Source organism: Pseudomonas sp. G5001 (assembly GCF_013385475.1).
Classification (GTDB): Bacteria; Pseudomonadota; Gammaproteobacteria; order Pseudomonadales; family Pseudomonadaceae; genus Aquipseudomonas.
This window is the reverse complement of record NZ_JACAPZ010000020.1, coordinates 48,663-75,426: the sequence shown is the minus strand read 5'-3', so window position 1 is coordinate 75,426 and position 26,764 is coordinate 48,663. Positions and strand designations below refer to the sequence as shown.

The following is a 26,764-nucleotide window of genomic DNA, read 5'->3' as shown; positions in this document are numbered from 1 at the left end:
TCGTCCTTATGCAATAAGCCTGACAGGGCGACCCATTATGAATGTGAGCATTCTCTACGCGTTGGCGGCGGCGGCGTTGTTCGGCGCCAGCACTCCGCTTGCCAAGCTCCTAGGGGTGGATACGCCGCCCATCCTGTTGGCAGGGCTGCTCTATCTGGGCAGCGGCCTGGGCCTGGCCATCGTTCGGTTTGCTCGCGACCACGGCTGGAAACGGCCCGGGCTTGCAGCCGGAGAGTGGCCCTGGTTGATGGGCGCCATCGTCTTTGGGGGCGTGCTTGCGCCAGTGGCGCTCATGTATGGCCTCACCCGTACCGCGGGCGCCACCGCATCGCTGATGCTCAATCTTGAGTCGGTGCTCACGGCCGTGCTGGCGTGGGTCGTGTTCAAAGAGAACGCAGATCGCCGCATCGTGATCGGCATGATCGCTATTGTTCTGGGCGGGATCGTTTTGTCATGGCCGCAGGGGACGGCGACGGCTCATGATTGGACGGGGCCGCTGGCCGTGGCTTTCGCCTGTTTTTGTTGGGCCATCGACAATAACCTGACCCGTAAGGTCTCTGCCTCGGATGCGCTGTTTATCGCCGGCAGCAAAGGCTTGGTGGCGGGTGTGGTCAATTGCTGTTTGGCGTTGGCCATCGGGTCGCAACTGCCAGCGGTGGCCACGCTCGGGTCAACCATGGTGGTTGGGCTGCTTGGGTATGGCGTGAGTCTGGTGCTGTTTGTGCTCGCTCTGCGCGGGCTTGGCAGCGCGCGCACCGGCGCCTATTTTTCCACGGCTCCCTTTCTGGGTGCGGTCATCTCGATCCTGATCCTGGGCGAGTCGGTTTCGCTGATGTTCTTGCTCGCTGCCGCCTTGATGGCCATCGGGGTGTGGATTCATCTGATGGAACATCATGCGCACGAGCATCAGCACGATCCCCTCACACACGGTCATCGCCATACACACGATGAGCACCACCAGCATGTGCATAACTTTGCGTGGGACGGTACCGAGCCACATAGTCATGCCCATGAGCACGCACCGATTCAGCATAGTCATGCGCATTTTCCCGATGTGCACCATCGGCATAAACACTGACGTCTGTGGGGCAATAGGGCGGTTTACTTTTCTTCAGGCATAAAAAAACGGCCTACCTTTCGGTAAGCCGTTTTTAGTACTTGGTGGCTACACAGGGACTTGAACCCCGGACCCCAGCATTATGAATGCTATGCTCTAACCAACTGAGCTATGTAGCCAAGTGGCGCGCATTATTCGCGGAGAACGGGAATGCGTCAAGCGCTTTTTTTGAAAATTTATCTACGCTATCAACTGTTTAACGGGAAACACCGGGTTTGGTGACGAGCGGTTGGGGTTTGCGCAGGTCCCAAGGCAGCGAAGATCAAAAGGTGGGAGCGGGCTTGCTCGCGAATGCGGTGTGTCAGTCAGCAGAGGTATTGGCTGGTCCACCGCCTTCGCGAGCAAGCCCGCTCCCACATTTGATCTGCGGTGTTCTGGCGTTCGCGCGTCAGGTTTTGCGCGGGTGCAGGCACTCTATCGAGCGGTCGACCATGGCCTTGGCGATTTCCAGCAGGTGCCACACGGCGAGGACTTTCGCACGCTCGGGGCTTTGCAGTTGTTCGCCACAGTCGAGCGCGGTGGCCGAGGCGCTGTGCAGCAGGTCGGCAGTGAAGAGCAGGGAGTCTTCGAAGCTGATGTCGTCGCTGATGGCGTAGAAGTTTGTCGAGGGTTGCGGCGGGTCGGTGGGCAAGTAGTGGTCGAGCGCTCGGGTGAAGGCGGCGCGGTCTTTGGCCTGGTCACGGGGTGGATCGGGGACAATTTTAAACATGGCATAGCTCCTGATTAACTTGGAGCCGTACCGCTCGCGACTAAACGAAGGGTGGCGGCTGTACGCAGGTTAGTCGACCGGCTAATCAGGAAAACCCGGCGCACCCGAAGGTGCCCTGCGCACAGCCACCATGAAACCTCATGGGAGCATGCGCCTGATATAAGTCCGGGCGACTAAACCCGATCACTGAAAACCAGCGACGGACCGAAGACTAGCCACCGACTCCCCCAGGCACAAGGCCGAAAGATTCTCTAGGAAACGTCCCGCAAATTAAAGGGATTCATCTTGCTGGCCCTTTACAAACCATGACCGCTGCATCGATTCATCTACTCGTTAGCCTGCTAACGGGATAGCCTTCCTGCACCCAAAAGTGGCACATTGTCGCACCTGCACCTGTGCATCCATCTGCTGTACGGAAAACCTCCCATGGCTCTGAGCAATTCCCAGCCCTCCGTGGCTACGACGCCTGCCGCCGGGCAAACCAGCCCGTTGGTGATGCGTGTAATCGGCGCGGTGGCGCTGGCGCATTTGATCAATGACTTGATCCAGTCGGTACTGCCCTCGATCTACCCGATGCTCAAGGCCAATTACGGCCTGACGTTCACCCAGGTCGGCCTGATCACCCTCACGTTCCAGCTCACCGCGTCCCTGCTGCAGCCGTGGGTCGGTTATTACACCGACCGTCATCCCAAGCCGTACCTGTTGCCCTGCGGGATGATCTGCACGCTGGTGGGCATCCTGATGATGTCCCAAGTGGGCAGCTTCCCGCTGATCCTGCTGGCGGCGGGGCTGATTGGTATCGGCTCGTCGACCTTCCACCCGGAAGCCTCCCGCGTGGCGCGCCTGGCCTCGGGCGGGCGTTATGGTTTGGCGCAGTCGACGTTCCAAGTGGGCGGTAATGCCGGCTCGGCCTTCGGCCCGTTGCTGGCGGCGGTGATCATCATTCCGTTCGGCCAGGGCAATGTGGCCTGGTTCGGCCTGTTCGCGGTGTTTGCGTTGTTTGTGCTGTATGCGATCAGCCGCTGGTACGCCCACCACTTGAACCTGTTCAAGCTCAAGCAAGGCCAGGCGGCCACTCACGGCCTGTCCAAGGGCCGGGTGCTGAGCGCGCTGGTGGTGCTGGGGCTGCTGGTGTTTTCCAAGTACTTCTACATGGCCAGTTTCACCAGTTACTTCACCTTCTACCTGATCGAGAAGTTCGACCTGTCGGTGGCCAGTTCACAGCTGCATCTGTTCCTGTTCCTCGGCGCGGTGGCGGCGGGCACGTTCTTTGGCGGGCCGATTGGCGACAAGATCGGCCGTAAGGCAGTGATCTGGTTTTCGATCCTCGGCGTGGCGCCGTTCACCCTGATTCTGCCCCATGTGGACCTGTTCTGGACCAGCATCCTGAGCGTGGTGATCGGCTTTATCCTGGCCTCGGCGTTCTCGGCAATTGTGGTGTATGCGCAAGAGTTGGTGCCGGGCAATGTGGGGATGATCGCCGGGGTGTTCTTCGGTTTGATGTTCGGTTTTGGCGGGATTGGTGCGGCGCTGCTGGGGCACCTGGCAGACATCCACGGCATCGAGTACGTGTACACGCTGTGCTCGTTCCTGCCGCTGTTCGGGGTGTTGGCGATTCTGTTGCCGCGTACCAAAAAGGCCTGATACCAGATCAATCGAGTCGGGCAGATATCCCTGCTGCCCAACGCTTGCGTCAAACGGGTAAATCAACTGCTCCTGCAAAGGGTGTCGGCGTTGCGCCGGTGCCCTGATTTACGCCTACAGCGGGTTGTAGGTGGCCCGCTTCAGGTGTTCGCGCGCCCGGGACAAACGTGAGCGCACGGTGCCAATGGGGATGTCCATGGCGTCGGCGGTGTCCTGGTAGCTGCCGTCGGTCTCCAGTGAGGCGTACAGCGTTTTACGCATTTCCAGCGGCAAATCCGTGATCGCCCGCAGGGTTCTTTCGAGCTTGCGGTTGACCTCGAACTGCCAGTCCAGGTTGTTGTTGTCTTCCTGCCCATGCCACAGCGCCTCATCGAACTCGCAATGCACCGGCTTGGCATACATGCGCCGAAAGTGATTGCGGATCAGGTTCTGGGCAATCCCGCACATCCACGTGCTGATGGTGGCCTGGCCGCTGAAGCGGTCTCGGCTGCGCCAGGCTTCCAGGTACGTCAGTTGCAGAATATCGTCTGCATCTTCTGGGTTGAGTACGCGTTTATGAATGAAGCGCCGGAGTTTCTTGTGGTGGTCTTCCGACAGGTTCTGGATGGAGCGGTGCGGGTCAGGTGTAAGGTGAACTAAAACATCGATAGGGATATCCATGATTTTTTCCTCAGGGTAGACACGGTCGAAATGATTTCGACGGGAACCCTCTTAGCACTGCCTGTGCCAAGGGAAAAAAATTCACAACTAATTGATTTATATAAATAAATATCTTGTTTCCAGGCTTTTTTGTGCAAGGTTTTGCACAAGTGGCGACGGGCGCGTGCCGATCTTTTCACATGCCCGGTATCGTCGATAAACATGGAACCGTAACGGGATTGCCAGCCACACAAGGAAACGAAACTTCCTGTCCAGGCATCTCCATGAAACTTGATCCTTCTATTGATGTGCAAAAAAACCAGAGCCTGGATCAGCCTGTTCCAGCGAGTATTGATAACCCGCCAGTTCGCCAGGCACCCGCCGGGACGGCGGTCGACAATTTCGAGGCGCTGTTCGGCCTGGAGGTTGAACTCAACAGCAAGGCCTTGAGCCGGCGTATGTTGGGGCTGGGCGTGACGCCTGTGGCGCAGTTGACACAACTCTATGAGCAACTGGGCCATCCCGCTCAGGCAACACTGGCGACCATTGCGCGCTCCATCAGGGTTCAACTGTTGCTCAAGCCCAGCCTCGAGAAGTTGCTGGAGCTGACAGGAAACGACCCGGCCCGTACGTTTGTCGTACTCAAGCAGGTGGCTGCGCAGGCACAAGCTGAAGCGCGTACCTCCGAGGCGGCGCTGGCCAGCGATGCCCTGGCGCGGCTGGAGGTCCGCTTCAAGCCGCAGATCCAGGCCGGCCTGAACATCGCGCAGGCTTTGCAGGCAAGCAGTGACGACCCGAGTTTGCGGCAGGCGGTACGCAGTGTGTATTACGCCAGCGTGGTCGCCCGGCAATCGCTCGCCAGCATGATGCAGGCGCTGTTGGGGTTGTTCGGTGGCGATGAGTTTGGCCGCGGGTTGAAATTGATGCGTCGGGCCCTGGCAGACGACATTGCGGCGTATTGCCCTTCGCTCCCCACCGCCCAACTGCGCACCTTGCTGTTGGGGTTGAGCAGTTGTGGCCAACTGGGCAGTGTGCTGGCCAGCTGCCGTGACTTGATCGATCGGCTGGCCGTATTGCACCCCGAAATTGATCGGGACACCGTAGCGCTGCTGCAGCGCATTCTCGGTTACGCGGGCACGGGCATCGCGTCTGCCGAAGTCCAGCGCCTGGCCTGCGAGTTGGGTGGGCCGGCATCATCCGTCCAGATTGTTTCGCTCAATGCCCTTTACCCCGTGCTCGGGAGCCTGCCCCTGGCGTTGTGGCGCGACAGCAAGGGCCGCCAGGAAGCGTTGCACAATTTCATGGTGGTAATGGATGAGTACGCTCGCATCGAACGAGGCTCCCGGCATGTCGGCGCGCTGCCGATAAACCACTCATGAGTGCGCTGCGGGCAGTCAACGCGATACTGCTCAAGGTTGCACAACGCGCCGAGGTGCTGGGTGCGGTCGTGATCCTGGGCATTGTGTTCATCTTTATCGTGCCGTTGCCGACCTGGCTGGTGGATATCCTGATTGCCGTCAACATTTGCATTTCGTGCCTGTTGATCGTGCTGGCGCTGTACCTGCCCGGGCCGCTGGCGTTTTCCTCGTTTCCGTCGATCCTGCTGTTGACCACCATGTTCCGCCTGGCGTTGTCGATTGCGACCACGCGCCTGATCCTGCTGGAGCAGGACGCCGGTGACATCGTGGAGGCCTTCGGCAACTTCGTGGTGGGGGGCAACCTGGCGGTGGGGTTGGTGATCTTCATGATCCTGACCATCGTCAACTTCCTGGTGATCACCAAGGGTTCGGAGCGTGTCGCCGAAGTGGCGGCGCGCTTCAGCCTGGATGCCATGCCCGGCAAGCAGATGTCCATCGACAGCGACTTGCGTGCCGGCCTGATCGATGGTGGACAGGCGCGCGACAAACGCGAGCAGTTGTCCCGTGAGAGCCAGCTGTTCGGGGCGATGGACGGGGCCATGAAGTTCGTCAAGGGCGATGCCGTGGCCGGGCTGATTATCGTGGTGATCAACTTGCTGGGCGGGTTCAGCACCGGCATGTTCCAGCATGGCATGAGCGCCGCCGACTCCATGGCGCTGTATTCGGTACTGACGATTGGCGATGGCCTGATTGCGCAGATTCCCGCACTGCTGATCTCCCTGACCGCCGGCATGATCATTACCCGTGTAGCACCGGCCGGGGCGAATAAAGGGGCCAATAACATGGGCGCCGAAATCGCCCGGCAAATGACCAGTGAGCCCAAGAGCTGGATCATTGCTTCGATCGGCATGCTGGCTTTTGCAGCGCTTCCGGGCATGCCGACGGTGGTCTTTATCCTCATTTCGCTGATGACGGGCTCGCTGGGTTATTACCTCATGCGTCAGCGTCAAAAGCAGGACGCGCCCGCAGATGCGGCGGCTGACGCCGTCCCGGCGGAGATAAACGGTGACGAAGACCTGCGCGCCTTTGATCCATCCCGGCCTTACTTGCTGCAGTTTTCATCGGGCCTGCAGGGCTCTGACCGAACAGCGCAAGTGGTTCATGGCATTCGCCAGGCCCGAAACCGCCTGGTTGCCCATATCGGCCTGACACTGCCGCCGTTTAACGTCGAGTTTATTCCCGCCTTATCCGACGATGAGTTTCGCTTTTGCGTGCACGAAGTCCCTGTGATCAAAGCTACTTTCGGTGATCGGGTAGCGGTGGAATCGGCGGCGCTGGGCGTCGAGCCACAAGCAGGTATCCAGGGTCTGGCGGAGCGAGACGAGCAAGACTGGTTATGGTTGGCGCCCGATGATCCGCTGCTCGACGATGCACAGCTTGAACGCCATACCGCCCATGACTTGATCATCGAGCGCATGACACGGGCGATGCTGCTCAGCGGGCCGCAGTTTCTCGGTATCCAGGAGTGCAAGTCGATTCTCAGCTGGCTCGAGTTCAACCAGCCGGAGCTGGTTCAGGAGCTGCAGCGGATCATGCCGCTTTCGCGCTTCTCTGCCGTGTTGCAGCGCCTGGCCAGCGAGGGCGTTCCGCTGCGGGCGGTGCGGTTGATTGTCGAGTCGTTGATCGAGTACGGCCAGCATGAGCGTGAAGCGGATGCCCTGGCCGACTATGCGCGAATCGCCCTCAAGTCGCAGATTCTGCACCAGTACAGCGAGGCTGATGGCCTGCACGCCTGGTTGTTGTCACCGCATACCGAGAATGTCCTGCGCGAGGCGCTGCGCCAGACCCAGACCGGGGTGTTCTTTTCCCTCGACAACGACAGCAGTGCGGCGCTGGTGAGCTTGCTCAAGCAAGCCTTTACCGTGCGGGCCAAGAGCAAAAGTGTGCTGCTGGTTGCGCAAGACTTGCGCAGCCCCCTGCGGACATTGCTTGTGGAAGAGTTCAACCATGTGCCGGTGTTGTCGTTTGCCGAGTTGGGCAGTTCGTCGAAGGTCAAGGTGCTGGGGCGGTTTGACCTGAGTCATGACGATCTGCTGCGTGGGGCCGTGGCATGAGTACTGTTTTGGCGATTGCGCATTGCCTTGAAACGGACGGTGCTGCGTGGGGCCGTTTGGTCCGTGCGGCCATGAGGGCCTGACAATGTTTGAGCTACGAGTACTCGATGGTATGCACCAGGGGGCGGCGCTGCCGTTGTTCGGCGAGCAATGGAGCATTGGTGCGCACCCTGACGCTGACCTGGCGCTATACGACCCGGGCATTGCCGAGCGTCATGTGCGATTGCAGTGTGTTGACCAGCGCTGGTCGGTGCAGGCCGAGGGAGGGGTGATGCAGGATGCCGCCGGCCTGATCCTGGCGCAGATTGCCGACCTGGCACTCAACACGACATTTTCGATTGGCAACGTTCGGCTCTGCGTCACCCGCGCCGACCAGCCCTGGCCCCAGCCGACGGTGACTGCCGAACAGGCGCCCACGCCTGCGGCAGAGCCCCTCGTGCCGCTGAAGCTTTCTTCAATTTCGAGCACGCAGCAGAAACGCTTGATCAGCCTGGTCGTCGTCGTTGCGGTCATCATCACCGCGCTGGGCATGACCACTAGCGGTGACCGCGAAGCCCAGGCGTCGTTGATGTCACCGGTGATCCGCAAGAACGAGCTGGCCTCACCTTTCGAGGTGCGCCAGCAGTTGCTCAGGATGCTCAGCGAGCGCGAATTGATCAACCGTATAAGCATCCAGTTGGTCAATGACCAGGTGCTGCTCGACGGCGATGTACTCCAGGAAGACATGGAGTTGGTATCGCGCATGCTCAGCCGGTTTGGCGAACAGTTCGATACCGCGGTGCCGGTGATGAGCCGGGTCAGGACTCGCGACGGAACGTTCCCTTTCAAGATTTTGCAGATTGTCGGCGGCCCCAACGGTCACGTGGTTCTGGAACAGGGGAACCGACTGTTTGTGGGGGATGAAGTGGACGGCTTGCGACTGGTGCTGATCGATAACACCAAAGTGGTGTTCGACGGTAAGCAACGCTTCGAGGTGCGCTGGTGAGCCGTGACCTGCAAGCCCGTCTTGAGGCCTGGGAGCAACGCCAGTCGAGTGCGCTGGTCAGCTTCGCGCCGGTGTCGGTGCGCGGTCGTATCCAGCGGGTGAACGGCATGTTGTTGCAATGCCGGCTGCCCCAGGCGCGCATCGGTGATTTGTGCCAGGTCGAAAAGTCCATCGGTGAATACATGCTGGCGGAGATCATCGGTTTCGACCAGCAGGATGCAGTGCTCAGTGCGTTGGGCAATCTTGAAGGCGTGCGCGTGGGTGCCAGTGTGCAACGCCTGGGGGTGCCACACCGGGTACGGGTCGGCGACGATTTGCTCGGCCAGGTGCTCGATGGATTTGGCCGGCCGATTGCGGGCGATGGCCCCAGCGCCTTTGTGGAGGCCGACATCGCAGAGGCGAGCACGGTGTTGTGCGAGGCGCCGTTGCCTACCGAACGCCCGAGGATCAGCCGGGCGTTGTCCACCGGCGTACGCTCGATTGATGGATTGATCACGCTGGGAGAAGGCCAGCGCGTCGGCCTGTTCGCCGGTGCGGGGTGCGGCAAGACCACCTTGTTGGCCGAGATCGCCCGAAACGTCGAGTGCGATGTGATCGTGTTCGGGTTGATTGGTGAGCGCGGACGCGAGCTGCGGGAATTTCTCGACCATGAGCTGGATGATCAGCTGCGCGCCAAGGCGGTGCTGGTGTGTGCCACCTCCGACCGCTCAAGCATGGAACGCGCCCGCGCAGCGTTCACTGCGACAGCGCTGGCCGAAGGGTTCCGGCGCAAGGGCCAGCGGGTACTGCTGCTGATTGACTCCCTGACCCGATTTGCCCGGGCCCAGCGTGAAATCGGCCTGGCCGCGGGCGAGCCCCTGGGCCGCGGCGGCTTGCCACCGTCGGTATACAGCCTGATGCCGCGCCTGGTGGAGCGGGCCGGGCTGACCCGTGACGGAGTGATTACCGCCATCTACACCGTGCTGATCGAGCAGGACTCGATGAACGATCCGGTAGCGGATGAAGTGCGCTCCCTGCTCGACGGCCACATCGTGTTGTCACGCAAGCTGGCCGAGCGTGGCCACTACCCGGCGGTGGATGTGCTGGGCAGCCTTTCGCGGATCTTGAGCAACGTCGCCACGCCCGAGCATATAAGGGCGGGCACCGCCTTGCGCCGCTTGTTGTCGGCGTACCAGCAGATCGAACTGATGCTCAAGTTGGGCGAGTACCAACCCGGCAGTGATGCCCTGACCGACCTGGCGGTGGACAGCCGCCAGGCCGTCGATGGCTTTCTGCGCCAGGACCTGCGTGAGCCGGCCGCGATGGCGATGACGCTGGACCAATTGATGGAGTTGACCACCGATGTCCCTTTCTGAAATCGATACCTTGCGGCGTTTGCGCAAGCATCGGGCTGACCGGGCGGAGCGCGCGCTGCGTGCCGCCAAAAGGCAACAGCAAGCGCTGCTGTTGCAGATCCGGCAGGCGGCGGATGCCCTTGAACAGACCCGGCTGGACGAAGCCCGGAAAACCGCTGAGTTGCTGAGCAAGCATCAAGGGCAAGTGATCTCGTTCCAGGACATCAAGTCCTGGAATGCCCAGGAGCGCACCTTGTCCGCCGACACTCGCCGCGAAGAAGGGCAGTTACATGAGCTGCACGGCCAGCGCGATGAGCAGTTGATCCACATCGACAGCGCGCAGAAGCAGGTTACCCAGTGCTTGCGCGAGGTTGAAAAACTCCAGGAACTGTCCCTTTTGTTGGGGCAGGAAGAAGCCGTGCAGGAAGAAACATGACGCAAGTTCCAGTGAACAGTCCTGAGCGCCCGCGTCCGGGCGAGCCTCGGGATGAACGTGAACCCGGCCCGGGGGCGATAGTGCCATGGGAGCACGGACGGTTATTTGCCCAGCTGTTTGGCAACGATGATGAAGGGGGCGGTTTCGGTTCCGCCCTACCGGGAACCCCTGCATCAAGTCATGCCGCGATGATCGCGGCCATGACCGAGCAGTTGGTACCGCGGATTCACGCCGCTGTTCAGTGGCCTTTGCACGCTGTGCTTTACCTGCCGAGCCTGGGGCGGATCAACGCCAGCGTGCGCCGCGAGCAAGGTACCTGGAACGTTGAGCTGGAGGCGCAGGAAGAGCGCACCGCGCGCTGGCTGCCTGGGGTGCGCCAGCACCTTGAGGACGGGCTGGCCGGCGCGTTGGCGCAGCCTGTCACCGTACACCTGGCACATGTGGACCCGGCATGATCATGCCGTTTTTAACCTTGCCGGTGGTCAGCGGCGCCAATGTCGCGGCGCGGCGCAGGCTGGGGCGCGGCTTGCGCATGGCGTTTCAGGTCGCGGGGCAGAACGGGGAACTGTTGATGGAACCGGGCCGTGCCCCCGCAGGCGTCAAGCCGCTGTTTTTCGAGAGCGCCTGCGGGGTGCTGGCTTTCGCCGAACCAGGGCCGCTGTTCAGCCTGCTGGGGGAGTGCCCGGTGACGCTGGCAGAGGCCGACAACGATCCAGACTCGTGGTTCTGGGAACTGTTCCAGCACCACCTGAGCCCGCAGGTGCGGGGGCTGTTTGGCTTCCTGCGGTTGCTGCCGGCGCCCAGGAAATTGAACTTCGGTTGTCGCTTCACGGTGACGCTGGGGAAGTCCAGGGTCGTGGGTTACCTGTGGCTGACTCCTGAGCGCTTGCTGGCACTGTGCGAGGCCGGTCCGTGGCAGTCGATAGCGGGGCCATTGCCGGCGTCGTTCCAGTTGGCAGTGGCGATGACCCTGGGCCGCCTGAAGCTATCCATCACGCAATTGAGCGGTGTCCGTGCCGGTGACGTGGTGATGCTTGAGCAACCCTTTTTCGATGTGCAGGGCAATGGTCACCTGTATGTCGGCAAGCACCGGCTGCAAGGGTGCATTGATGATGAATCCGGGCCGTTGTGCCTGACGCTTGTTTCGATCGAGGAAACGTCCGTGGACGAGGATTTTGCAACATCGCAGTACCCGGGGGATGAGCTGGATGAACCGGTAGTGGATGTCTTTGGCCACGAGCCTTTCGATGAGTTGAACATGGCCCTGACGGTACGTTGTGGCACCCTGAATCTGACCCTGGGCGAACTGCGCAATCTCGCCCCCGGTGCGGTGTTGGGCATTGCCGGGTACGCGCCGGGCATGGCCGGGCTTTATTACGGCGATAGGCCGATAGGGCAAGGGCAGTTGGTGGAAGTAGATGGGCGCCTTGGTTTGCAGTTGTCCCGCGTGATTTTTTCGCGATGACATTTCAGGGGGTCGACCCTCTTGTCCTGGCGCTGTTTTTAGGTTCGTTGTCGCTGATGCCAATGCTACTGATCATCTGCACATCGTTCTTGAAGATCGTGATTGTGCTGATGATCACCCGTAACGCCATCGGCGTGCAGCAGGTACCGCCGAGCATGGCCATCAACGGAATAGCGCTGGCTGCGACACTGTTCATCATGGCGCCCGTGGGGTACCAGATTGCCGAGAACGTCAAGGCCTCGCCCGTGGACACGAGTAGCGTGCAAAGCCTTCTGGAAACCGGGCAGGCGGCCATACAGCCGTTGCGTGCGTTCATGCTGCGCAACACCGATGCAGATGTGTTGACTCACCTGCTGGAAAACAGTGCGCGCATGTGGCCGCCTGAAATGGCGCAGAGCACCCAGCGCGAAGACTTGATCCTGCTGGTCCCGGCCTTCGTGCTGTCGCAACTGCAGGCGGGGTTCGAGATCGGCTTTCTGATCTACATTCCGTTCATCGTCATCGATTTGATTGTGTCCAACCTGCTGTTGGCCCTCGGTATGCAGATGGTCTCGCCCATGACCATTTCGCTGCCGCTCAAACTGCTGTTGTTCGTCATGGTTTCCGGGTGGTCGCGGCTGCTCGACAGCCTGTTCCTTTCTTACCTCTGAGTGCCCTATGGAACCGATCGTGCTGTTCAAGCAGGGCATGTTGCTGGTGGTGGTGCTGTCGGCGCCGCCGCTGATCGTGGCGGTGGTCGTCGGTGTGTTGACGTCGCTGGTGCAGGCCCTGATGCAGATACAGGACCAGACGCTGCCCTTTGGCATCAAGCTGGTTGCGGTGGGCATCACGCTGATTTTGACCGGTCGCTGGATTGGCGTGGAGCTGATCCAACTGATCAACCTGATGTTCGACATGATTGCCCGCTCGGCATTGAACTGAGGGCCTGCGTGTGCTGCTTTATCTTGAATTCCTGCCCAGCCTGCTCGTGGCCATGGCGCGCATTTATCCCTGTGCATTTCTGGTGCCTGCGTTTTGTTTCCAACATATACGCGGTATGCCCCGCCACATCATCGTGATGGTCATGGCGTTGATTCCGGCGCCCGGCATTCATGCCGTCCTGGCTGCCAAGGATTACTCCGCGCTGATGATCAGCGGGTTGGTACTCAAGGAAGCTGCCCTGGGGTTTTTGCTGGGGATTCTGTTGGCCATGCCGTTCTGGATGTTCGAGTCAGTGGGCGCACTGCTGGATAACCAGCGGGGGGCTTTGGCGGGTGGCCAACTCAACCCCTCGCTGGGGCCGGATGCGACGCCGATCGGGCACCTGTTCAAACAGTTGGTGATTTATTTGCTGATTGCCGTCCTGGGCTTGAGCGTGCTGACCCAAGTGATCTGGGACAGCTACCTGATCTGGCCGCCAACCGCCTGGTTGCCGCTGCCGGCGGTCAATGGGTTCAGTGTATTCATCGGGCTGCTGGGCGATACTTTTACCCACATGATGCTGTATGCCGCACCGTTTATTGCCGTGCTGCTGTTCCTGGAGTTCGGCTTCGCCTTGTTGGGCCTGTACAGCCCGCAATTGCAAGTCTCTACCCTGGCAACGCCGGTCAAGAGCCTGGCGGGGCTGGTTATCCTGCTGCTGTACTTCCCGCTGTTGCAGGACTTGATCGTCGGGCGCATGGCGCAGTTGGGAGACCTCAAGCATTCCCTCGGCCTGATGTTCAGGGGCTCGGGACATGAGTGATTCGGGTGAGAAAAAACACGCGGCCACGCCCAAGAAACTCAAGGATCAGCGCCAGAAAGGCCAGGTCGCCCAAAGCCAGGACGTCGGTAAGCTACTGGTGTTGACCGCCCTCAGCGAAATCGCGTTGTTCACCGCCGAAACCAGCATGCAGCGCTTCCAGCAGTTGCTGGTGATGCCCATGTCACGTTTCGGGCAGCCCTTTGTGCGGGCGCTGGAGGAAGTGCTGACGGAAGGCTTGATCGTGTTTTTTTCCTTCGCCTTGCTGATGGCCGGACTGGCGATCACGGTGAAGTTGATCAGCGGCTGGATTCAGTTCGGTTTCCTGTTTGCGCCGGAAAGCCTGAAGCTGAATTTCAGCCGTCTCAACCCACTCAGCCAGGTCAAGCAGATGTTCTCTGCCAAGTCAGTGACGAACCTGTTGATGGGGTTGGCCAAGGCGCTACTGCTTGCGCTGATTTTGTACGTGGTGATCAGTCCGTCACTAGGGGCCTTGATCAATCTGGCCACCAGCGACCTGCAGAGTTACATCCTCGCGCTGATCATCCTGTTTCGCCATCTGCTGCACGCTTGCCTGGGATTGCTGCTGGTCCTGGCATTGATCGACATGGCGCTGCAGAAGCACTTCTTTGCCAAGAGCATGCGCATGACTCAGGTCGAGGTGGTCAAGGAATACAAGGACATAGAGGGCGACCCTCACGTCAAAGGGCAGCGTCGCGCCCTGGCCCAACAGCTGGCCCAGGAGGAGCCGAAGGTCAAGTTGCCCAAGCTGGAGGAGGCCGACATGTTGGTGGTCAACCCGACGCACTTTGCGGTCGCGCTGTACTACCGGCCGGGCAAAACGCCGCTGCCGCTGCTGGTGGATAAAGGCACGGATGCCGAGGCCCGGAAACTGATAGACCAGGCCAAGGCGGCCGACGTGCCGGTGATCCAGTGTGTATGGCTCGCGCGCACGCTGTACGAGAAGAAGCTTGGGGCGAACATTCCCCGGGAGACGTTGCAGGCGGTAGCGTTCCTCTACCGCACCCTGCGTGAGCTCAATGACGAGGCCAAGCGTGAAACGCTGGAGTTTCCGGAGCTTAAGCAACGTTAACGGTAGCGGTGCACGTCCAGCATATCGAGGCAGCCCAGCGAAAGCAGCTTGCCGATGATCTCATCTGCCTCCTCTGCACCTGCCGGCAGCGCGTGCCAGATCACCAGGGCATCCTTGGCATCGAGACAGGCAAAGCAGCCGTCAAACGCCACCGCCTGTTCAAAAAGCCGCTCCAGTACCCGTTCCAACTGTCCGGCTTCCAGCGCTCCACGGTCGACCAGCAACGCAAGCCCGGGTTTACCACCGGCCTTTAACCGGCACACGCTTATGCCCGGGCCGAGGGACAGGTGGGCGTCCTTGCCGCCCACCAGGTTATCCAGGAATACCTGGCGAGACGACGTATCGTTCGGCCCCATGGAACTTACCGTTCCAGTGAGATCGTTTGATAGTCGGAGCGCTCGCCGGCAGGGCCCGATTCGACGCGCATCTGCGGCGGCCACCAGACCACCAGCTTATCGGCGCCCGATTGCGGGCGTGAACAGGAGTCGCCCTTGCACGTCGGCGTACAACCAACGATAAGCAGGGCCAGGCCGAGGAGGGTGAGTAGGCGTTTCATGGCGCGTTCTTCCGGGTGGGGGTGATCAGGGAGGGGCGGGACACACCGATGTGTTCATCTTTGACCACGGGCCGCATGGCGATAAATACCTCCGCCTCTTCTCCCGGCTTGAGCCAGGCACGTGGCCAGACGCTGACGGCCAGGGTCTGGGAGTTGCTGCATTCTCTTTCATCGATGCGCACGTTACGGTTGAACTGATTGCGTACCACCACCACGGCCACATTGAACTGCGGGCCTGCATACCATTGGCTGCGTTCGGTGTTCAGGGCCAATAGCTCGCGGGTGCTGCACAAGGTGTCCAGGCCCAGTGGCATGGGCGCGGCCTTGAAGGCCGTGGGTACTTGCCCGCTGACGAGGTGAGCCAGGGTGCTGGTGATGTCGCTGCGCTTGATCACCGGTTGATGCTCGGCATACCGCCGGGCCAATGGCTTGAGTGCGGCCTGCAGTTCGGCTTGATCCTCCTGGGGCAAGTAGCGTGAAGGATCAGCCTGATCGCCGATCACGCGCGGCGTCAGGATAAACAGGCGTTCGCGCCGGTTGTTCTGGCGCTCGGAGGAAGAAAACAGGGCCTTGCCCAGCAGCGGAATGTCTCCCAGCAGAGGGATCTTGCTTTGTTTGTCGGTGCTTTCAGTGACATGGAAGCCACCGACCACCAGCGAACGTTTTTCCGCCATGACCGCCTGGGTGCTGACTTTGCCGCGGCGTACATCGGGGCTGGTGCGCGCGGGGTTGGACTCGTCGAAGTTACCGTCCTCGATATCCACCACCAGGTGGATCTGGTGATTGCCGCGGGTAGTGATCACCCTCGGTACCACCTGGAAGCTGGTGCCGACCGTGATGGGCAGGATGGTTGCAGTCTCGGTGCCGGCGGTGAGGTATTGGGTGCGGTTGAAATCGATCACCGCCGGCTGGTTTTCCAAAGTAAGCACCGACGGGTTGGACACCATGGTCGCCAGGCCACGTTGCTCCAATGCGCGAATATCGGCGTTGAAACGATCACGGTGCTCGATCGACAGCTGTGATGAAGACCCGGGCGCCATGTTCACGCCACCCCGGAAACGGCTGTTTTGAAAACCCCATCTAATCCCGAATTCCCGCAGTTGAGTGCGCTCGATATCAAGAATGATCGCATCGATTTCCACCAGCTTGCGGGCTACGTCGAGCTGGCTGATCAGCTCACGGTACATCGCCTGGCGCTCCGGCAGGTCGTAGATCAGGATGGCGTTGTTGCGCACATCGGCTTCGACTCGGATTTTGCTGGTGGAGACCGGTGCCCGAGGGGTGAGTGACATGCCGGTGTCCGACGGCACCGGGTTCATCGCCTGGCCGAGCATTTGCCCCAGCATCGGGTTACTCAGGCGCGGAAATACCGGGGTTATGGGTGAGGGTTGGGCGGCAGAGGGAGGGCGTGGGCTCATGCCTGAAAGCGTCGAGGCCGTGCGAGGTTCCAGCAGCCCCCGCAGCATGCTGGCAACGCCTGGGATGGTCAGTTTCTCGCCGCGATAATCAATCTGGCGGTCCGCCGCATTGGCGAACTTCAGCGGGTAGCTGAGGACGCTCTGCTTTTCATCCGGGGACTTGCGCTGGCTGCTGAACTGCTTGATCTGTTCGATATAGCGCTTGGGCCCGGAGACCAGTACGACGCCGTCCTCAGGCAATTCGCCCCAGCCGAAGCGGCTATCGAGCAAGCCTATATCGGTGAGGGCCTGCTTGAGGTCGGCGATGGTCTCGGAGGAGACCTCCAGGCGTGCAGATTCCTGTTGGTCCAGGGTGCTGACGTACAGCGTGTTGTTGTACAGGTACCACTGGAAGCGGTGCTCTACGCCGAGCCTGTCGAGAAGCGATTGTGGGGTATTGGCGCGTATCTTGCCGTTGACGTTGCCTTCGAGGAGGCCGTCGATTTGCAGTTGGGTGCCGAAGGTCTGGGCGAAGTCTTCCAGCACATCCCGCAGGGGCTTGTGTTCGGCCTCATAGGCATAGGCGGTGTTTTTCCATTCGCTGGGGACGGCGGCCAGGGTGCTTTCCAGGGGCGCCAACAACCAGGGCATGAGGATCAGGTAGCGCCAACGGGCAGGCTTTACGGCGGCGGCAGGCGAATTGACGCGCAAGCGGATGTGCTTGTCGATCTTGTTAGGCATTGAGAATTCTCTGTTTTAGTGACGCAGCGACCGAAGCGAAGTAGGCCTAAGTTTCCGGGCTGGGCTGGCAAGGTGCGCAACAATGCCCCGCCAGGTATCACGCTGGTTCAGCAGGGTTTCGAGTTTGCCAAGCAGGTGGGGCAGGGCACAGTCGCCAGGGAGTTTTTGAAGCAGCCAAAGATGACCAGTCATTGCTTCCTGCGCCAAGGCACCCTGGAAATGCCTCAGACTTTCCAGTCCGAGGCGCATCCACGCCTCCAAGGCTCTTTTGTCGACCCGATGGTGGGTCAGTTGAACACTGATCAAAAAAGCTTGTTGGTCGCGCCGCACCTTGATTTCGTCATTATCTTCAAACAACGTGATCAGCGGTTCGCTGCTACTCAACCAACGACCGAGTAACGCTTCCACTCACTGTATGCCTTCGATAACGGTCTTGGCTGTTTCGCTCATGTAATTGGTGTAGGTGGAACTGGCTGATAACGTGGCCGCGAGGAAGACTTTTTCGTCATTCATTGCCGCCAGGGCTTCGTCGTTGTTCAATCCATCGCGTTCTATCTTTTCAAAGCGCTTTTGCGAATTTTCCAGTTGCCTGTAGAGATTCGCTTGCAGGCGATAATCAAAGCTCATTGGTTTTGCTCCAGAGGATGTTACGTCCTGTGTGGCTCGACGCGTGATTCCAGTTCCACGGGTATTTCGTTAAACGTCAGCGCTCGTTGAACCGCAGCCCCTGCGTGTTATTGGGTTGAACCCGACGTGCCGGAATTCCATAGCGTTTCCACCATCGAATCCCAGTCGATCCGAAATCCACCTTCGGGCGTTTCCAGAATGAGCATTTGAGGTGCGATGTTCTCCTCGGTGCGCAGTGTCCAGGGAAGGTCTGTGTGCCTGCTCAGCCACTGGTCTACGTTTTTACGGTCCAATGGATTGCAGAGCAAAGTGGCTTGGATTCGCGGGACCTGGGTGGCCAGTAATTGCTTTAGCAGGACGCTCAGGCGTTGGGGGGAGACTGTTTCCTCCAGTAGGTTACGAATGGCCAGGCTGGTGATGGAGGCGGCAATGGGTTCAATGTTGTCGCAGATAGCCTGGCGTTCAATCTCCCAGCGTTGCAACTGAGTGTTGGCGCGTTCCCAGAACTCACGGCAAGCATTTGCGTAAAGTATTTCGCGCTGCTCTTCGGCCTGGCGTAGTAGTTCGCGCGCTTCGGCTTTGGCGCGAATAAGTAATGTGCCCGCCTGAGCACAGTCGATAAGCATCTCTCGGGCAATCAGGGTTTGTGGCAGGTCCTGGCCTTTATTCAGCTCAATTTTACGTCGGCATAACATGCAGGTTGTTTGCTCCTGATCAGGGCCACGCGTGATCATTCGTGATGGCGGTAGCTCGCCAGATGACGGCTCGCCACAGAGTATCCAGCCGACCATGACGGTCGGGCAGGTTGGAATATCTCTCCAGGTCGACTACCCGTTTATTCGCAAAGCCAAGTCGTAGGCGTTGCCATACCGCAGGCTCAACCCAGGCGCGCAGGTACTGCAGAGGATCGTCTGTGTTCAGTACCCGTGAGTCCGCAGGGAGCGCTTTGGCAAGGCGCTGACACCAGAGGTATTCATCCTCCTCCAGCAAGTGGTCGCGTACAGGCTGGCAGACACTGCCGATCAGCGTCAGCATGCGGTCGCGTTGTGGTGGGGAGGCTTGCACCAGGTGCAGCAAGGCAGGGGAGGGTGAGGGTGGCAGGCAGGGGGTGATGGCCAGTGCGGTGCTCACTCGTTCATGCCGGCTGCGACATAGATCGGTCGAGGCGATATATGGTCTGAGGACCTCCCAGTCACACGCTGGCGTTTCCCATGGGCGGGCCCACCATCGAACCCACGCCAGCTGATTACTCATGAACAGACGGGTTTAGTGAGGCATGAGCCGGTACGACAGATGAGTCGTGTTGTTGATTCACCCCCCGCTTGCGCCAGATAAACGCGCCAGCCCCCGCAAGCGTCATTATGATGAGGAATGCGGTAAGACTCATGCGCCAGAAACCGAGATCGTTATCCTGAACCAGGAACGGACCAAAATAGGTCAGACGTTGCTGCTCCAGATACGCCGCGGCGGGGACAAACACTACGGTTAATTTTTGAGTGTTTTCTACAGCAGCTGCCATGCCGGGGATACTGCTGGCCACCATCCTGCGTACTCGGGGGCGGATATTATCAGGCTCAAGTCGTGGATCATGTTTGATGAACACCGAGGCTGATGCCGGTTGTACGGGTTCACCCGGGGCAATCCGTTCGGGGAGCACGACATGGACTCGAGCGACGATGACCCCGTCGATGTTCGACAAGGTTGCCTCCAGCTCCTGAGACAATGCATAGATATAGCGGGCACGTTCTTCCAGCGGTGTTGAGATAACGCCTTCTTTACGGAAGATATCGCCCAGGGTCGACCGGGCCAGTTTTGGCAGGCCAGCGGCCTCGAGCGTCCGGACCGCCCTGCTGATGTCCGACGCGTTGACGCGCACAACAACGCCGTCTTTGGCTGGCACTTTTTGGGCCCGGATTTGTTTATCCGCGAGTTCTGCAACAACCTCATTAGCCTCCTGTTCGGACAGTCGGCTATGGAGTTCTACTTTTTCACCGCAACCGGCCAGCAGCAATGCCAATGATAAAACTAATGGGGTGGTGATCCAGCGGAGCATGACTTACCTACTGAAGGTTGGTTATTTTCTCGCAACATTGCACGGTTTTGCTGATGACCTTGACTGACATGGACAGCTCCCGATGGGCGTCTGAAAGTGACTTGGCAATTTGATGCATTTCCGTTGATTTTTTATTAAGGCTCAGGTCACGCAAACCTTTGGTCGCACGTTTTGATAGCCTCGTTAAATGAGAAGACTGTTCGGATAGCGCGTTCGTACCGACCATTGAATTTTGGCTACCCGGGGAAGACGCGCGATCAACCAGGCTGGCTTGGAAAAAATTCATGTCGGAAGCAGAGGTATCAATACCTCGTGATTCAACCGTTCGTGAAACCGGGCGTTCTGTGAAGTCGTCAGCGAGCACGCGCATGTAAACCTCCGGCAAGACGCTAGGAACGTTCTTGTTGGTTTGGGAGTAATGTTGGTTTTTTTCGACGGTTCAGCATGAGCCATGCTAGCAAACGGGTTGCTTCCTCTATGTTTAATAGAGGAAGCAAAGGTTTAAAACCTTAGTTTGCCTATGTTTTCGAGTTCTTTTGTCATTATTTCGTTTTTAACCTCCTCTATTTTTAGTCGACGCATTTCAGCTTTTTTTGCCGCTTCGATATCGGAATTGTCTCCGCCACCAAGACTGCTGGCAGTAACCCGCTCGTTAACATCGATTTTACTCATAACATCACCTCTGAGTTGCTCGATTTAAATTTTTTGTTTGTTTGTGCGTTGATGCTTAACCACGAACGTAGACCCATCGTTGCCCGTCAGGCATATGAACCAAGCACATGGCTGGCCCGATCGGCGAAGTTGCTGATCATGTAGATGGCCTTTCCTTGAGTGGTTAAATGAAGATTTCAGTTCCAGAAAAACTGCTGGTCCTGGGTTTAACCTGTTCCGCCGAGTGATATATCCAGTTGTTTCATCCTGTAGTACAGCGTGCGCTTGGCAACCCCCAATTCCCCGGCTACTCCATCCACGTTGCCGCCGTGACGGCGCAGCGACTCTTCAATCAGCGATTTCTCGATTTGCTGTAGCCGCGCCTTGAGGTTCATCTCTATGTCCTGATGGTCCCTCATCGACTCTGAAAGCGGCGGAAGATCCAACACAAAGCGCTTGGCTGTCGAGCGCAGTTCGCGGACGTTGCCCGGCCAGGAATGGCATAGCAATTGTTGCAGCAGCGAGCTGGATGCCAGGGGTATCGGGTATTTAAAGTACTCGGCTTCCTGGCGGACGATGTTCAGGAACAAGGGGATAATCTGCTCGCGACGTTCGCGCAGGGGAGGGAGGCTGATGCTGATTACGTTCAGGCGAAAATACAGGTCGCGCCTGAACAATCCTTGCTCGACCATTTCGTGCAGCGAATGCTGGGCGGACGCGATAACGCGCATGTCCACCGGGATAAAGCGGGTGGAACCCAATCGTTCAACGCCCCGGGACTCCAGTACCCTCAGCAGTTTGGCTTGCAGGGTGAGGGGCATGCTGTCTATTTCGTCGAGGTACAAGGTACCCAAGTGTGCGGCTTCGACAAAGCCTGCCCGTGATTGCATCGCACCGGTGTAGGCGCCGCTGTTGACCCCGAACAGTTGGCTTTCCGCCAGGCTTTCGGGAATTGCAGCACAGTTGACGGCGACGAAGTTGCCTCGCCGGCCCGATAAGCGATGGATGCGTTGGGCCAGGGTATCTTTACCGGTGCCGGTTTCCCCCAGCAAAAGTATGTCGATGTTTAAAGCCGCAGTATTGTTGATAGTGGCTTCAATGGTTGGGCATTCAGTAAATGGATCATCCGTTTCAAACGTGCTTTGATAGGAGGCCGACATATCGCTGTTGCTCCTATTGTTTCTCATTGTTTTACTGAGGGGCTTCCCTGCTGATATGGATAAGTAGAACGGAATTTAGCTGATTTGTCATTCTGTCGGAGAGTGCGAAATAGACGTTTGTGATGTGTGAAAAACCAAAAAATCTTAAGTTAAATATTATCAAGTGGGCGCTCGCTCGTGATTGCCTGATAATGGGTCGGAATAATCTTAAACTCGGGGGTGTCAGGGAGGATTGGCGTATTTTTACGTATTGAGGGCTGTGGTTGTTTTATATGTTTGCCGTATTAAGATGTCAGGGGATATTTCAGAGTCGATCTTTGTAGAAAGTTGCAAACATCGCCCACAAAAAAGCCGATGCAGTGCATCGGCTTTTTGTTTTGCGGCATAGGCCGCAGGTAAAGCTTATACGTTGAAGCGGAAGTGCATCACGTCGCCATCCTTGACGATGTATTCCTTGCCTTCCAGGCGCCATTTACCGGCTTCCTTGGCACCGGCTTCACCCTTGAACTGGATGAAGTCGTTGTAGGCGATGACTTCGGCGCGGATGAAGCCTTTTTCGAAGTCGGTGTGGATCACGCCAGCCGCTTGCGGGGCAGTGGCACCGACCTTGACGGTCCAGGCGCGTACTTCTTCAACACCGGCGGTGAAGTAGGTCTGCAGGTGCAGCATTTCGTAGCCGGCACGGATCACGCGGTTCAGGCCAGGCTCTTCCAGGCCCAGGGCCTCGAGGAACATGTCTTTCTCTTCGCCGTCTTCCAGCTCGGCGATTTCCGCTTCGATCTTGTTGCACACTGGAACAACCATCGCGCCTTCTTCTTCGGCAATTGCCATGACCACGTCGAGCAGCGGGTTGTTCTCGAAACCGTCTTCAGCCACGTTGGCGATGTACATCACCGGCTTGGTAGTCAGCAGGTGGAAGCCCTTGATCACCGCCTTTTCGTCGGTGCTCATGTTCTTCATCAGGCTGCGTGCCGGCTTGCCCAGAGTGAAGTGGGCAATCAGTTGCTCCAGCAAGGCTTTCTGGACCACTGCGTCCTTGTCGCCGCCCTTGGCGTTACGCGTGACCTTTTGCAGTTGCTTCTCGCAGCTGTCGAGGTCGGCGAAGATCAGTTCCAGGTCGATGATCTCGATATCGCGTTTCGGGTCGACGCTGTTGGAGACGTGAATCACGTTCTCGTCTTCGAAGCAGCGGACCACGTGGGCGATGGCATCGGTCTCGCGGATGTTGGCGAGGAACTTGTTGCCCAGGCCTTCACCTTTCGACGCGCCGGCTACCAGGCCCGCGATGTCGACGAACTCCATGGTGGTCGGCAGGATGCGCTTTGGATTCACGATGGCCGCCAGGGCGTCCAGGCGTGTATCGGGCATCGGCACGATACCGGTGTTCGGTTCGATGGTGCAGAAGGGGAAGTTCTCCGCCGCAATACCGGATTTGGTCAGGGCGTTGAACAGGGTGGACTTGCCGACGTTAGGTAGGCCGACGATGCCGCAATTGAATCCCATGGTGTTTCCCCTCGGGTAAAGAGTCAGGCCTTCTGGCTGTGCAGGTTTTTCATCGCACGGTTCCATTCACCGGCGAAGATATCCGGCAGCACGCCGAGGGCAAAATCGATGCTGGCATCGAGTTTTTCCTGTTCGGCGCGTGGCGCACGACCCAGGACGAAATTTGAAACCATACTGGCAACGCCCGGGTGGCCAATGCCAAGCCGCAAGCGGTAGAACGTATTCTGATTGCCCAACTGCGCGATGATGTCGCGCAGGCCATTATGCCCGCCATGGCCGCCGCCTTGCTTGAGCTTGGCAACGCCGGGTGGCAGGTCTAGTTCGTCATGGGCCACCAGGATTTCTTCGGGTTTGATCCGGAAGAAGCCCGCAAGCGCCGCGACAGCCTGGCCGCTGCGGTTCATGTAGGTGGTGGGAATCAACAGACGAACATCCTGACCCTGATGCGAAAAGCGTCCGGTCAGGCCAAAATATTTGCGATCGGCCACAAGATTGACGCCTTGGGCGTGGGCGATACGCTCAACAAAAAGGGCCCCCGCGTTATGCCGGGTCTGTTCGTATTCGGCGCCTGGATTTCCCAGGCCAACGATCAGTTTAATGGCAGTCACGACAGGGGCCCTTCCTTTGGAGTTGTGGATAACATCGCCGTTGGTGCGGCGAAAGTGGACGACAAAAACTCATTAACCGTTAGAGGCCAACTTCGCATTCTCGCCCGCTTTCTCGCTACGTTCCGGTCCGCGATGTTTCCTCAAGCTCCGGCATTACAGAGTGAATTACTCTGCAGCGCCTTCTTCAGCTTCTGGTGCAACGCGCGGAGCGTGTACGTTTGCAACAGCTTTGTCGTCACCGTGAGCCAGTGCAACGAACTCAACGCCTTTAGGAGCCTTGAGGTCGGACAGGTGAACGATTGCGCCGATTTCCAGAGCCGACAGGTCGACTTCGATGAACTCAGGCAGGTCTTTCGGCAGGCAGGTCACTTCGATCTCGGCGATAACGTGCGAAACTTCGCCGCCTTTCTTGACCGGAGCTTCTTCACCAACGAAGTGCACAGGCACGATAGCGGTCAGTTTCTGACCAGCTACTACGCGTACGAAGTCAGCGTGCAGCACGTGGCCTTTAGCTGGGTGACGTTGCAGTGCCTTGATGATGACGTTCTGCTTGGTGCCGCCAACGTTCAGCTCGATGATGTGGCTGTAAGCCGCGTCGTTTTCGAGCAGTTTGGCGATTTCTTTAGCCAGCATGCTGATGGATTCAGGGGCTTTTTCGCCACCGTAAACTACAGCTGGAACCAGGCTTGCGAGACGACGCAGGCGGCGGCTCGCACCTTTCCCCAGGTCGGAACGCAGTTCAGCATTCAAAGTAAAATCGTTCATGTTGTATCTCCAAAATAACCACATTCGCCCTAGCGTTTGCGACCAGCGCTAAAGGCGATATGGGCAAAAAAGCCCCGCCCCAACAGAATGCTGGGGCGGGGCGCTTTTCGTCAGGTTGATGCCGCTAAGGTTTGACCCTTAACGGAACATCGCGCTGATCGATTCTTCGTTGCTGATGCGGCGAACCGCTTCGGCAACTACCGGTGCGATATCCAGTTGACGGATACGCGAACAGGCTTGAGCGGCAGCGGACAACGGGATGGTGTTAGTCACCACCAGTTCGTCCAGCATTGAGTTCTCGATGTTCTCGATCGCTCGGCCCGACAGCACAGGGTGTGTGCAGTAGGCGAAGACTTTTGCTGCACCGTGCTCTTTCAAGGCTTTCGCCGCGTGGCACAGGGTGCCGGCGGTGTCGACCATGTCATCAACCAGAATACAGGTACGCCCTTCGACATCACCGATGATATGCATCACTTCAGAGTGATTGGCTTTCTCGCGGCGTTTGTCGATGATCCCGAGATCCACGCCCAGGGATTTGGCAACAGCCCGTGCACGCACGACGCCACCAATGTCCGGGGACACGATCATCAGGTTTTCAAAGCGCTGGTCTTCGATGTCATCCACCAGGACGGGGGAGCCGTAGATGTTATCTACCGGAATATCGAAGAACCCCTGGATTTGGTCAGCGTGCAGGTCAACCGTGAGAACACGGTCGATACCTACCACGGTCAGCATGTCAGCAACGACTTTCGCGCTGATAGCCACACGTGCGGAACGCGGACGGCGATCCTGACGGGCATAACCAAAGTAAGGGATTACAGCTGTGATTCGAGTCGCTGAGGAGCGGCGGAAGGCATCAGCCATCACGACGAGTTCCATCAGGTTATCGTTGGTCGGAGCGCAAGTCGGCTGAATAATGAAGACATCTTTACCGCGGACGTTTTCATTGATCTCGGCTGTAATTTCGCCGTCGGAGAATTTACCGACAGAGATGTCACCGAGAGGGATATGCAGCTGACGTACAACACGCCGAGCCAGATCGGGGTTAGCATTCCCCGTAAAGACCATCATCTTGGACACGCGCAGTACCTAGAGGCTGAGGGTAACCTGGATGAGTATAGAAAATGGCAGGGGCGGCTGGATTCGAACCAACGCATGGCAGGATCAAAACCTGCTGCCTTACCGCTTGGCGACGCCCCTGTATCTGTTGCAACGAGTACCCAGTACTCGGTTCCTTTAGAGCAGACTTTGCAGCTTGCGATGCAACATCGAAACGTTGCTTCCCTTTGCTACAAACCCTGTAAGGGTCTCTGTAAGAAGGGCCGAGACTTTATCAGCTTCAGCTTTGCTTGGGAAGCCCCCAAACACACAACTTCCAGTTCCGGTTAATTTTGCTTCGGTAAAATTACCTAACAAATTCAAAGCGTTACGTACATCTGGATAACGCCTTGCTACAACCGGTAAGCAGTCATTTCGACTGTTTCCCTTGGGAACGGGGCGCACTTTAATGGGAGGAGAGTTACGTGTCAACAGTGGATCTGAAAAAATTTCTGCTGTACTTACAGATACTTGCGGAACAAGCACGACATACCACGGCTCTTCGGGGTCTACAGGGGTGAGTTTCTCCCCCACGCCTTCGGCAAAAGCGGCGTGCCCACGCACGAAAACCGGGACGTCCGCGCCCAGTGTCAGGCCCAGCGCCGCCAGGCGATCGTGGTCCCAACCCAGTTGCCACAAGTGATTCAGGCCGAGCAATGTCGTTGCGGCATTTGAGCTGCCGCCACCGATGCCGCCGCCCATGGGCAGGATTTTTTCGATCCAGATGTCGATGCCCAATGGGCAACCGGATTGTTCCTGGAGTTTTTTCGCGGCCTTCACAATCAGGTTGCTGTCGTGAGGTACGCCGTCGAATTCGGTGTGCAACTGGATCACGCCGTCATCGCGAACGGCGAAGGTCAGCTCATCGCCGTAGTCGAGAAACTGAAAAATCGTCTGCAACTCGTGATAGCCGTCTTCACGGCGACCAAGAATGTGCAGCATCAAATTCAGTTTGGCCGGGGAGGGCAGGGTCAGGCGTTGTTCGTTCATC

At 58.5% G+C, this 26,764-nt stretch carries 30 protein-coding genes and 2 tRNA genes; 14 read left to right on the top strand and 18 right to left on the bottom strand.

All coding sequences use genetic code 11. The annotated features are described in order from the left end of the window. Positions 1 to 37: 37 nt before the first annotated feature. Positions 38 to 1,078: a DMT family transporter gene (locus HX805_RS18400; protein WP_177117153.1), complete on the top strand. Its 1,041-nt coding sequence runs from the start codon at positions 38 to 40 to the stop codon at positions 1,076 to 1,078. Positions 1,079 to 1,159: 81 nt separating this feature from the next. Here the strand turns inward: HX805_RS18400 and HX805_RS18395 are convergent. Continuing rightward, positions 1,160 to 1,236 (bottom strand) — tRNA-Met (locus tag HX805_RS18395). A gap of 269 nt (positions 1,237 to 1,505) precedes the next feature. Next, positions 1,506 to 1,826 carry a DUF6124 family protein gene (locus HX805_RS18390; protein WP_177117152.1) on the bottom strand — a complete coding sequence of 107 codons (321 nt, stop codon included), beginning with the start codon at positions 1,824 to 1,826 and terminating at the stop codon, positions 1,506 to 1,508. A gap of 426 nt (positions 1,827 to 2,252) precedes the next feature. Here HX805_RS18390 and HX805_RS18385 point away from each other — a divergent pair, with 426 nt between their 5' ends. After that, positions 2,253 to 3,470, top strand: a complete 1,218-nt coding sequence (locus tag HX805_RS18385) for an MFS transporter (RefSeq protein ID WP_177117151.1) — start codon at positions 2,253 to 2,255, stop codon at positions 3,468 to 3,470. A gap of 114 nt (positions 3,471 to 3,584) precedes the next feature. Here the strand turns inward: HX805_RS18385 and HX805_RS18380 are convergent, their stop codons facing one another. Further along, on the bottom strand, positions 3,585 to 4,130 hold the full coding sequence (locus HX805_RS18380) for an RNA polymerase sigma factor (RefSeq protein WP_008430705.1): 546 nt from the start codon (positions 4,128 to 4,130) through the stop codon (positions 3,585 to 3,587). Between the two features lie 263 nt (positions 4,131 to 4,393). Here HX805_RS18380 and sctW point away from each other — a divergent pair, with 263 nt between their 5' ends. The 11 genes from sctW (at position 4,394) to sctU (ending at position 14,614) form a co-directional block, all read left to right on the top strand. Next, positions 4,394 to 5,488 carry a type III secretion system gatekeeper subunit SctW gene (gene sctW / locus HX805_RS18375; RefSeq protein ID WP_008430704.1) on the top strand — a complete coding sequence of 365 codons (1,095 nt, stop codon included), beginning with the start codon at positions 4,394 to 4,396 and terminating at the stop codon, positions 5,486 to 5,488. Next, positions 5,485 to 7,581, top strand: a complete 2,097-nt coding sequence (gene sctV / locus HX805_RS18370; RefSeq protein WP_177117150.1) for a type III secretion system export apparatus subunit SctV — start codon at positions 5,485 to 5,487, stop codon at positions 7,579 to 7,581. The genes sctW and sctV overlap by 4 nt, the downstream gene beginning before the upstream one ends. 85 nt (positions 7,582 to 7,666) lie before the next feature. Then, the gene (locus HX805_RS18365; protein ID WP_008430700.1) at positions 7,667 to 8,566 is read left to right on the top strand and encodes an FHA domain-containing protein; all 900 of its coding nucleotides are present in this window, start codon (positions 7,667 to 7,669) and stop codon (positions 8,564 to 8,566) included. Then, complete coding sequence (locus HX805_RS18360) at positions 8,563 to 9,921, top strand: FliI/YscN family ATPase (protein WP_008430699.1); 1,359 nt, start codon at positions 8,563 to 8,565, stop codon at positions 9,919 to 9,921. Before HX805_RS18365 ends, HX805_RS18360 begins: the two co-directional genes overlap by 4 nt. Further along, positions 9,908 to 10,336: a YscO family type III secretion system apparatus protein gene (locus HX805_RS18355; protein ID WP_003208357.1), complete on the top strand. Its 429-nt coding sequence runs from the start codon at positions 9,908 to 9,910 to the stop codon at positions 10,334 to 10,336. The genes HX805_RS18360 and HX805_RS18355 overlap by 14 nt, the downstream gene beginning before the upstream one ends. After that, positions 10,333 to 10,791 carry a type III secretion system HrpP C-terminal domain-containing protein gene (locus tag HX805_RS32410; protein ID WP_238544201.1) on the top strand — a complete coding sequence of 153 codons (459 nt, stop codon included), beginning with the start codon at positions 10,333 to 10,335 and terminating at the stop codon, positions 10,789 to 10,791. Before HX805_RS18355 ends, HX805_RS32410 begins: the two co-directional genes overlap by 4 nt. Further along, complete coding sequence (locus tag HX805_RS18345; protein WP_008430697.1) at positions 10,788 to 11,801, top strand: FliM/FliN family flagellar motor switch protein; 1,014 nt, start codon at positions 10,788 to 10,790, stop codon at positions 11,799 to 11,801. The genes HX805_RS32410 and HX805_RS18345 overlap by 4 nt, the downstream gene beginning before the upstream one ends. After that, positions 11,798 to 12,451, top strand: a complete 654-nt coding sequence (gene sctR / locus HX805_RS18340; RefSeq protein WP_003208361.1) for a type III secretion system export apparatus subunit SctR — start codon at positions 11,798 to 11,800, stop codon at positions 12,449 to 12,451. The genes HX805_RS18345 and sctR overlap by 4 nt, the downstream gene beginning before the upstream one ends. Before the next feature lie 7 nt (positions 12,452 to 12,458). Further along, positions 12,459 to 12,722, top strand: coding sequence for a type III secretion system export apparatus subunit SctS (gene sctS, locus HX805_RS18335; RefSeq protein WP_003208363.1), 264 nt, complete (start codon positions 12,459 to 12,461; stop codon positions 12,720 to 12,722). Between the two features lie 10 nt (positions 12,723 to 12,732). Beyond that, positions 12,733 to 13,524 (top strand): type III secretion system export apparatus subunit SctT, encoded by a 792-nt coding sequence (gene sctT / locus HX805_RS18330; protein ID WP_003208364.1) that lies wholly within the window; start codon positions 12,733 to 12,735, stop codon positions 13,522 to 13,524. Further along, positions 13,517 to 14,614 (top strand): type III secretion system export apparatus subunit SctU, encoded by a 1,098-nt coding sequence (sctU, locus tag HX805_RS18325; RefSeq protein WP_177117149.1) that lies wholly within the window; start codon positions 13,517 to 13,519, stop codon positions 14,612 to 14,614. Before sctT ends, sctU begins: the two co-directional genes overlap by 8 nt. Here sctU and HX805_RS18320 read toward each other — a convergent pair. The 3 genes from HX805_RS18320 to sctC are packed head-to-tail and all read right to left on the bottom strand — an operon-like array spanning position 14,611 to position 17,308. Then, positions 14,611 to 14,970, bottom strand: coding sequence for a hypothetical protein (locus tag HX805_RS18320; protein WP_008430695.1), 360 nt, complete (start codon positions 14,968 to 14,970; stop codon positions 14,611 to 14,613). The genes sctU and HX805_RS18320 overlap by 4 nt on opposite strands. Before the next feature lie 5 nt (positions 14,971 to 14,975). After that, positions 14,976 to 15,170 carry an HrpT family type III secretion system protein gene (hrpT, locus tag HX805_RS18315; protein WP_003208370.1) on the bottom strand — a complete coding sequence of 65 codons (195 nt, stop codon included), beginning with the start codon at positions 15,168 to 15,170 and terminating at the stop codon, positions 14,976 to 14,978. After that, positions 15,167 to 17,308 carry a type III secretion system outer membrane ring subunit SctC gene (gene sctC, locus HX805_RS18310; protein WP_177117148.1) on the bottom strand — a complete coding sequence of 714 codons (2,142 nt, stop codon included), beginning with the start codon at positions 17,306 to 17,308 and terminating at the stop codon, positions 15,167 to 15,169. Before sctC ends, hrpT begins: the two co-directional genes overlap by 4 nt. 72 nt (positions 17,309 to 17,380) lie before the next feature. Here sctC and HX805_RS18305 point away from each other — a divergent pair, with 72 nt between their 5' ends. Next, positions 17,381 to 17,707 carry a hypothetical protein gene (locus HX805_RS18305; protein WP_173406097.1) on the top strand — a complete coding sequence of 109 codons (327 nt, stop codon included), beginning with the start codon at positions 17,381 to 17,383 and terminating at the stop codon, positions 17,705 to 17,707. A 9-nt stretch (positions 17,708 to 17,716) separates the two neighbouring features. Here the strand turns inward: HX805_RS18305 and HX805_RS18300 are convergent, their stop codons facing one another. The 12 genes from HX805_RS18300 to ispE form a co-directional block, all read right to left on the bottom strand. Then, positions 17,717 to 17,935, bottom strand: coding sequence for a hypothetical protein (locus HX805_RS18300; RefSeq protein WP_003208375.1), 219 nt, complete (start codon positions 17,933 to 17,935; stop codon positions 17,717 to 17,719). A 107-nt stretch (positions 17,936 to 18,042) separates the two neighbouring features. Further along, a complete protein-coding gene (sctL, locus tag HX805_RS18295) occupies positions 18,043 to 18,630 on the bottom strand; it encodes a type III secretion system stator protein SctL (RefSeq protein WP_177117147.1) in 588 nt (195 codons plus the stop codon). Positions 18,631 to 19,181: 551 nt separating this feature from the next. Further along, complete coding sequence (gene sctJ / locus HX805_RS18290; RefSeq protein WP_102368124.1) at positions 19,182 to 19,988, bottom strand: type III secretion system inner membrane ring lipoprotein SctJ; 807 nt, start codon at positions 19,986 to 19,988, stop codon at positions 19,182 to 19,184. 7 nt (positions 19,989 to 19,995) lie between these two features. Further along, the gene (locus tag HX805_RS18285; protein ID WP_023659153.1) at positions 19,996 to 20,358 is read right to left on the bottom strand and encodes a hypothetical protein; all 363 of its coding nucleotides are present in this window, start codon (positions 20,356 to 20,358) and stop codon (positions 19,996 to 19,998) included. A gap of 131 nt (positions 20,359 to 20,489) precedes the next feature. Continuing rightward, positions 20,490 to 20,660, bottom strand: coding sequence for a hypothetical protein (locus tag HX805_RS18280; protein WP_177022694.1), 171 nt, complete (start codon positions 20,658 to 20,660; stop codon positions 20,490 to 20,492). A 206-nt stretch (positions 20,661 to 20,866) separates the two neighbouring features. Next, positions 20,867 to 21,799, bottom strand: a complete 933-nt coding sequence (locus HX805_RS18275) for a sigma 54-interacting transcriptional regulator (RefSeq protein ID WP_102368125.1) — start codon at positions 21,797 to 21,799, stop codon at positions 20,867 to 20,869. A 402-nt stretch (positions 21,800 to 22,201) separates the two neighbouring features. Continuing rightward, the gene (gene ychF / locus HX805_RS18270) at positions 22,202 to 23,302 is read right to left on the bottom strand and encodes a redox-regulated ATPase YchF (RefSeq protein WP_010177033.1); all 1,101 of its coding nucleotides are present in this window, start codon (positions 23,300 to 23,302) and stop codon (positions 22,202 to 22,204) included. Positions 23,303 to 23,325: 23 nt separating this feature from the next. Further along, positions 23,326 to 23,910 carry an aminoacyl-tRNA hydrolase gene (gene pth / locus HX805_RS18265; RefSeq protein ID WP_003208389.1) on the bottom strand — a complete coding sequence of 195 codons (585 nt, stop codon included), beginning with the start codon at positions 23,908 to 23,910 and terminating at the stop codon, positions 23,326 to 23,328. Between the two features lie 165 nt (positions 23,911 to 24,075). Further along, positions 24,076 to 24,675 (bottom strand): 50S ribosomal protein L25/general stress protein Ctc, encoded by a 600-nt coding sequence (locus tag HX805_RS18260; RefSeq protein ID WP_003208391.1) that lies wholly within the window; start codon positions 24,673 to 24,675, stop codon positions 24,076 to 24,078. A 138-nt stretch (positions 24,676 to 24,813) separates the two neighbouring features. Then, complete coding sequence (locus HX805_RS18255; RefSeq protein WP_003208392.1) at positions 24,814 to 25,755, bottom strand: ribose-phosphate pyrophosphokinase; 942 nt, start codon at positions 25,753 to 25,755, stop codon at positions 24,814 to 24,816. A gap of 45 nt (positions 25,756 to 25,800) precedes the next feature. Next, positions 25,801 to 25,875: transfer RNA gene (locus HX805_RS18250), tRNA-Gln, on the bottom strand. A gap of 36 nt (positions 25,876 to 25,911) precedes the next feature. After that, positions 25,912 to 26,763 (bottom strand): 4-(cytidine 5'-diphospho)-2-C-methyl-D-erythritol kinase, encoded by an 852-nt coding sequence (ispE, locus tag HX805_RS18245; RefSeq protein ID WP_003208395.1) that lies wholly within the window; start codon positions 26,761 to 26,763, stop codon positions 25,912 to 25,914. Position 26,764 lies beyond the last annotated feature (1 nt).

Excerpts from the sequence above, each read along its gene's own strand:
- HX805_RS18400 (WP_177117153.1), top strand. The coding sequence starts at position 38 with ATGAATGTGAGCATTCTCTACGCGTTGGCGGCGGCGGCGTTGTTCGGC.
- HX805_RS18390 (WP_177117152.1), bottom strand. The coding sequence starts at position 1,826 with ATGTTTAAAATTGTCCCCGATCCACCCCGTGACCAGGCCAAAGACCGC.
- HX805_RS18385 (WP_177117151.1), top strand. The coding sequence starts at position 2,253 with ATGGCTCTGAGCAATTCCCAGCCCTCCGTGGCTACGACGCCTGCCGCC.
- HX805_RS18380 (WP_008430705.1), bottom strand. The coding sequence starts at position 4,130 with ATGGATATCCCTATCGATGTTTTAGTTCACCTTACACCTGACCCGCAC.
- sctW (WP_008430704.1), top strand. The coding sequence starts at position 4,394 with ATGAAACTTGATCCTTCTATTGATGTGCAAAAAAACCAGAGCCTGGAT.
- sctV (WP_177117150.1), top strand. The coding sequence starts at position 5,485 with ATGAGTGCGCTGCGGGCAGTCAACGCGATACTGCTCAAGGTTGCACAA.
- HX805_RS18365 (WP_008430700.1), top strand. The coding sequence starts at position 7,667 with ATGTTTGAGCTACGAGTACTCGATGGTATGCACCAGGGGGCGGCGCTG.
- HX805_RS18355 (WP_003208357.1), top strand. The coding sequence starts at position 9,908 with ATGTCCCTTTCTGAAATCGATACCTTGCGGCGTTTGCGCAAGCATCGG.
- HX805_RS32410 (WP_238544201.1), top strand. The coding sequence starts at position 10,333 with ATGACGCAAGTTCCAGTGAACAGTCCTGAGCGCCCGCGTCCGGGCGAG.
- HX805_RS18345 (WP_008430697.1), top strand. The coding sequence starts at position 10,788 with ATGATCATGCCGTTTTTAACCTTGCCGGTGGTCAGCGGCGCCAATGTC.
- sctR (WP_003208361.1), top strand. The coding sequence starts at position 11,798 with ATGACATTTCAGGGGGTCGACCCTCTTGTCCTGGCGCTGTTTTTAGGT.
- sctS (WP_003208363.1), top strand. The coding sequence starts at position 12,459 with ATGGAACCGATCGTGCTGTTCAAGCAGGGCATGTTGCTGGTGGTGGTG.
- sctU (WP_177117149.1), top strand. The coding sequence starts at position 13,517 with ATGAGTGATTCGGGTGAGAAAAAACACGCGGCCACGCCCAAGAAACTC.
- HX805_RS18320 (WP_008430695.1), bottom strand. The coding sequence starts at position 14,970 with ATGGGGCCGAACGATACGTCGTCTCGCCAGGTATTCCTGGATAACCTG.
- hrpT (WP_003208370.1), bottom strand. The coding sequence starts at position 15,170 with ATGAAACGCCTACTCACCCTCCTCGGCCTGGCCCTGCTTATCGTTGGT.
- sctC (WP_177117148.1), bottom strand. The coding sequence starts at position 17,308 with ATGCCTAACAAGATCGACAAGCACATCCGCTTGCGCGTCAATTCGCCT.
- HX805_RS18300 (WP_003208375.1), bottom strand. The coding sequence starts at position 17,935 with ATGAGCTTTGATTATCGCCTGCAAGCGAATCTCTACAGGCAACTGGAA.
- sctL (WP_177117147.1), bottom strand. The coding sequence starts at position 18,630 with ATGTTATGCCGACGTAAAATTGAGCTGAATAAAGGCCAGGACCTGCCA.
- sctJ (WP_102368124.1), bottom strand. The coding sequence starts at position 19,988 with ATGCTCCGCTGGATCACCACCCCATTAGTTTTATCATTGGCATTGCTG.
- HX805_RS18285 (WP_023659153.1), bottom strand. The coding sequence starts at position 20,358 with ATGCGCGTGCTCGCTGACGACTTCACAGAACGCCCGGTTTCACGAACG.
- HX805_RS18280 (WP_177022694.1), bottom strand. The coding sequence starts at position 20,660 with ATGAGTAAAATCGATGTTAACGAGCGGGTTACTGCCAGCAGTCTTGGT.
- HX805_RS18275 (WP_102368125.1), bottom strand. The coding sequence starts at position 21,799 with ATGTCGGCCTCCTATCAAAGCACGTTTGAAACGGATGATCCATTTACT.
- ychF (WP_010177033.1), bottom strand. The coding sequence starts at position 23,302 with ATGGGATTCAATTGCGGCATCGTCGGCCTACCTAACGTCGGCAAGTCC.
- HX805_RS18260 (WP_003208391.1), bottom strand. The coding sequence starts at position 24,675 with ATGAACGATTTTACTTTGAATGCTGAACTGCGTTCCGACCTGGGGAAA.
- ispE (WP_003208395.1), bottom strand. The coding sequence starts at position 26,763 with ATGAACGAACAACGCCTGACCCTGCCCTCCCCGGCCAAACTGAATTTG.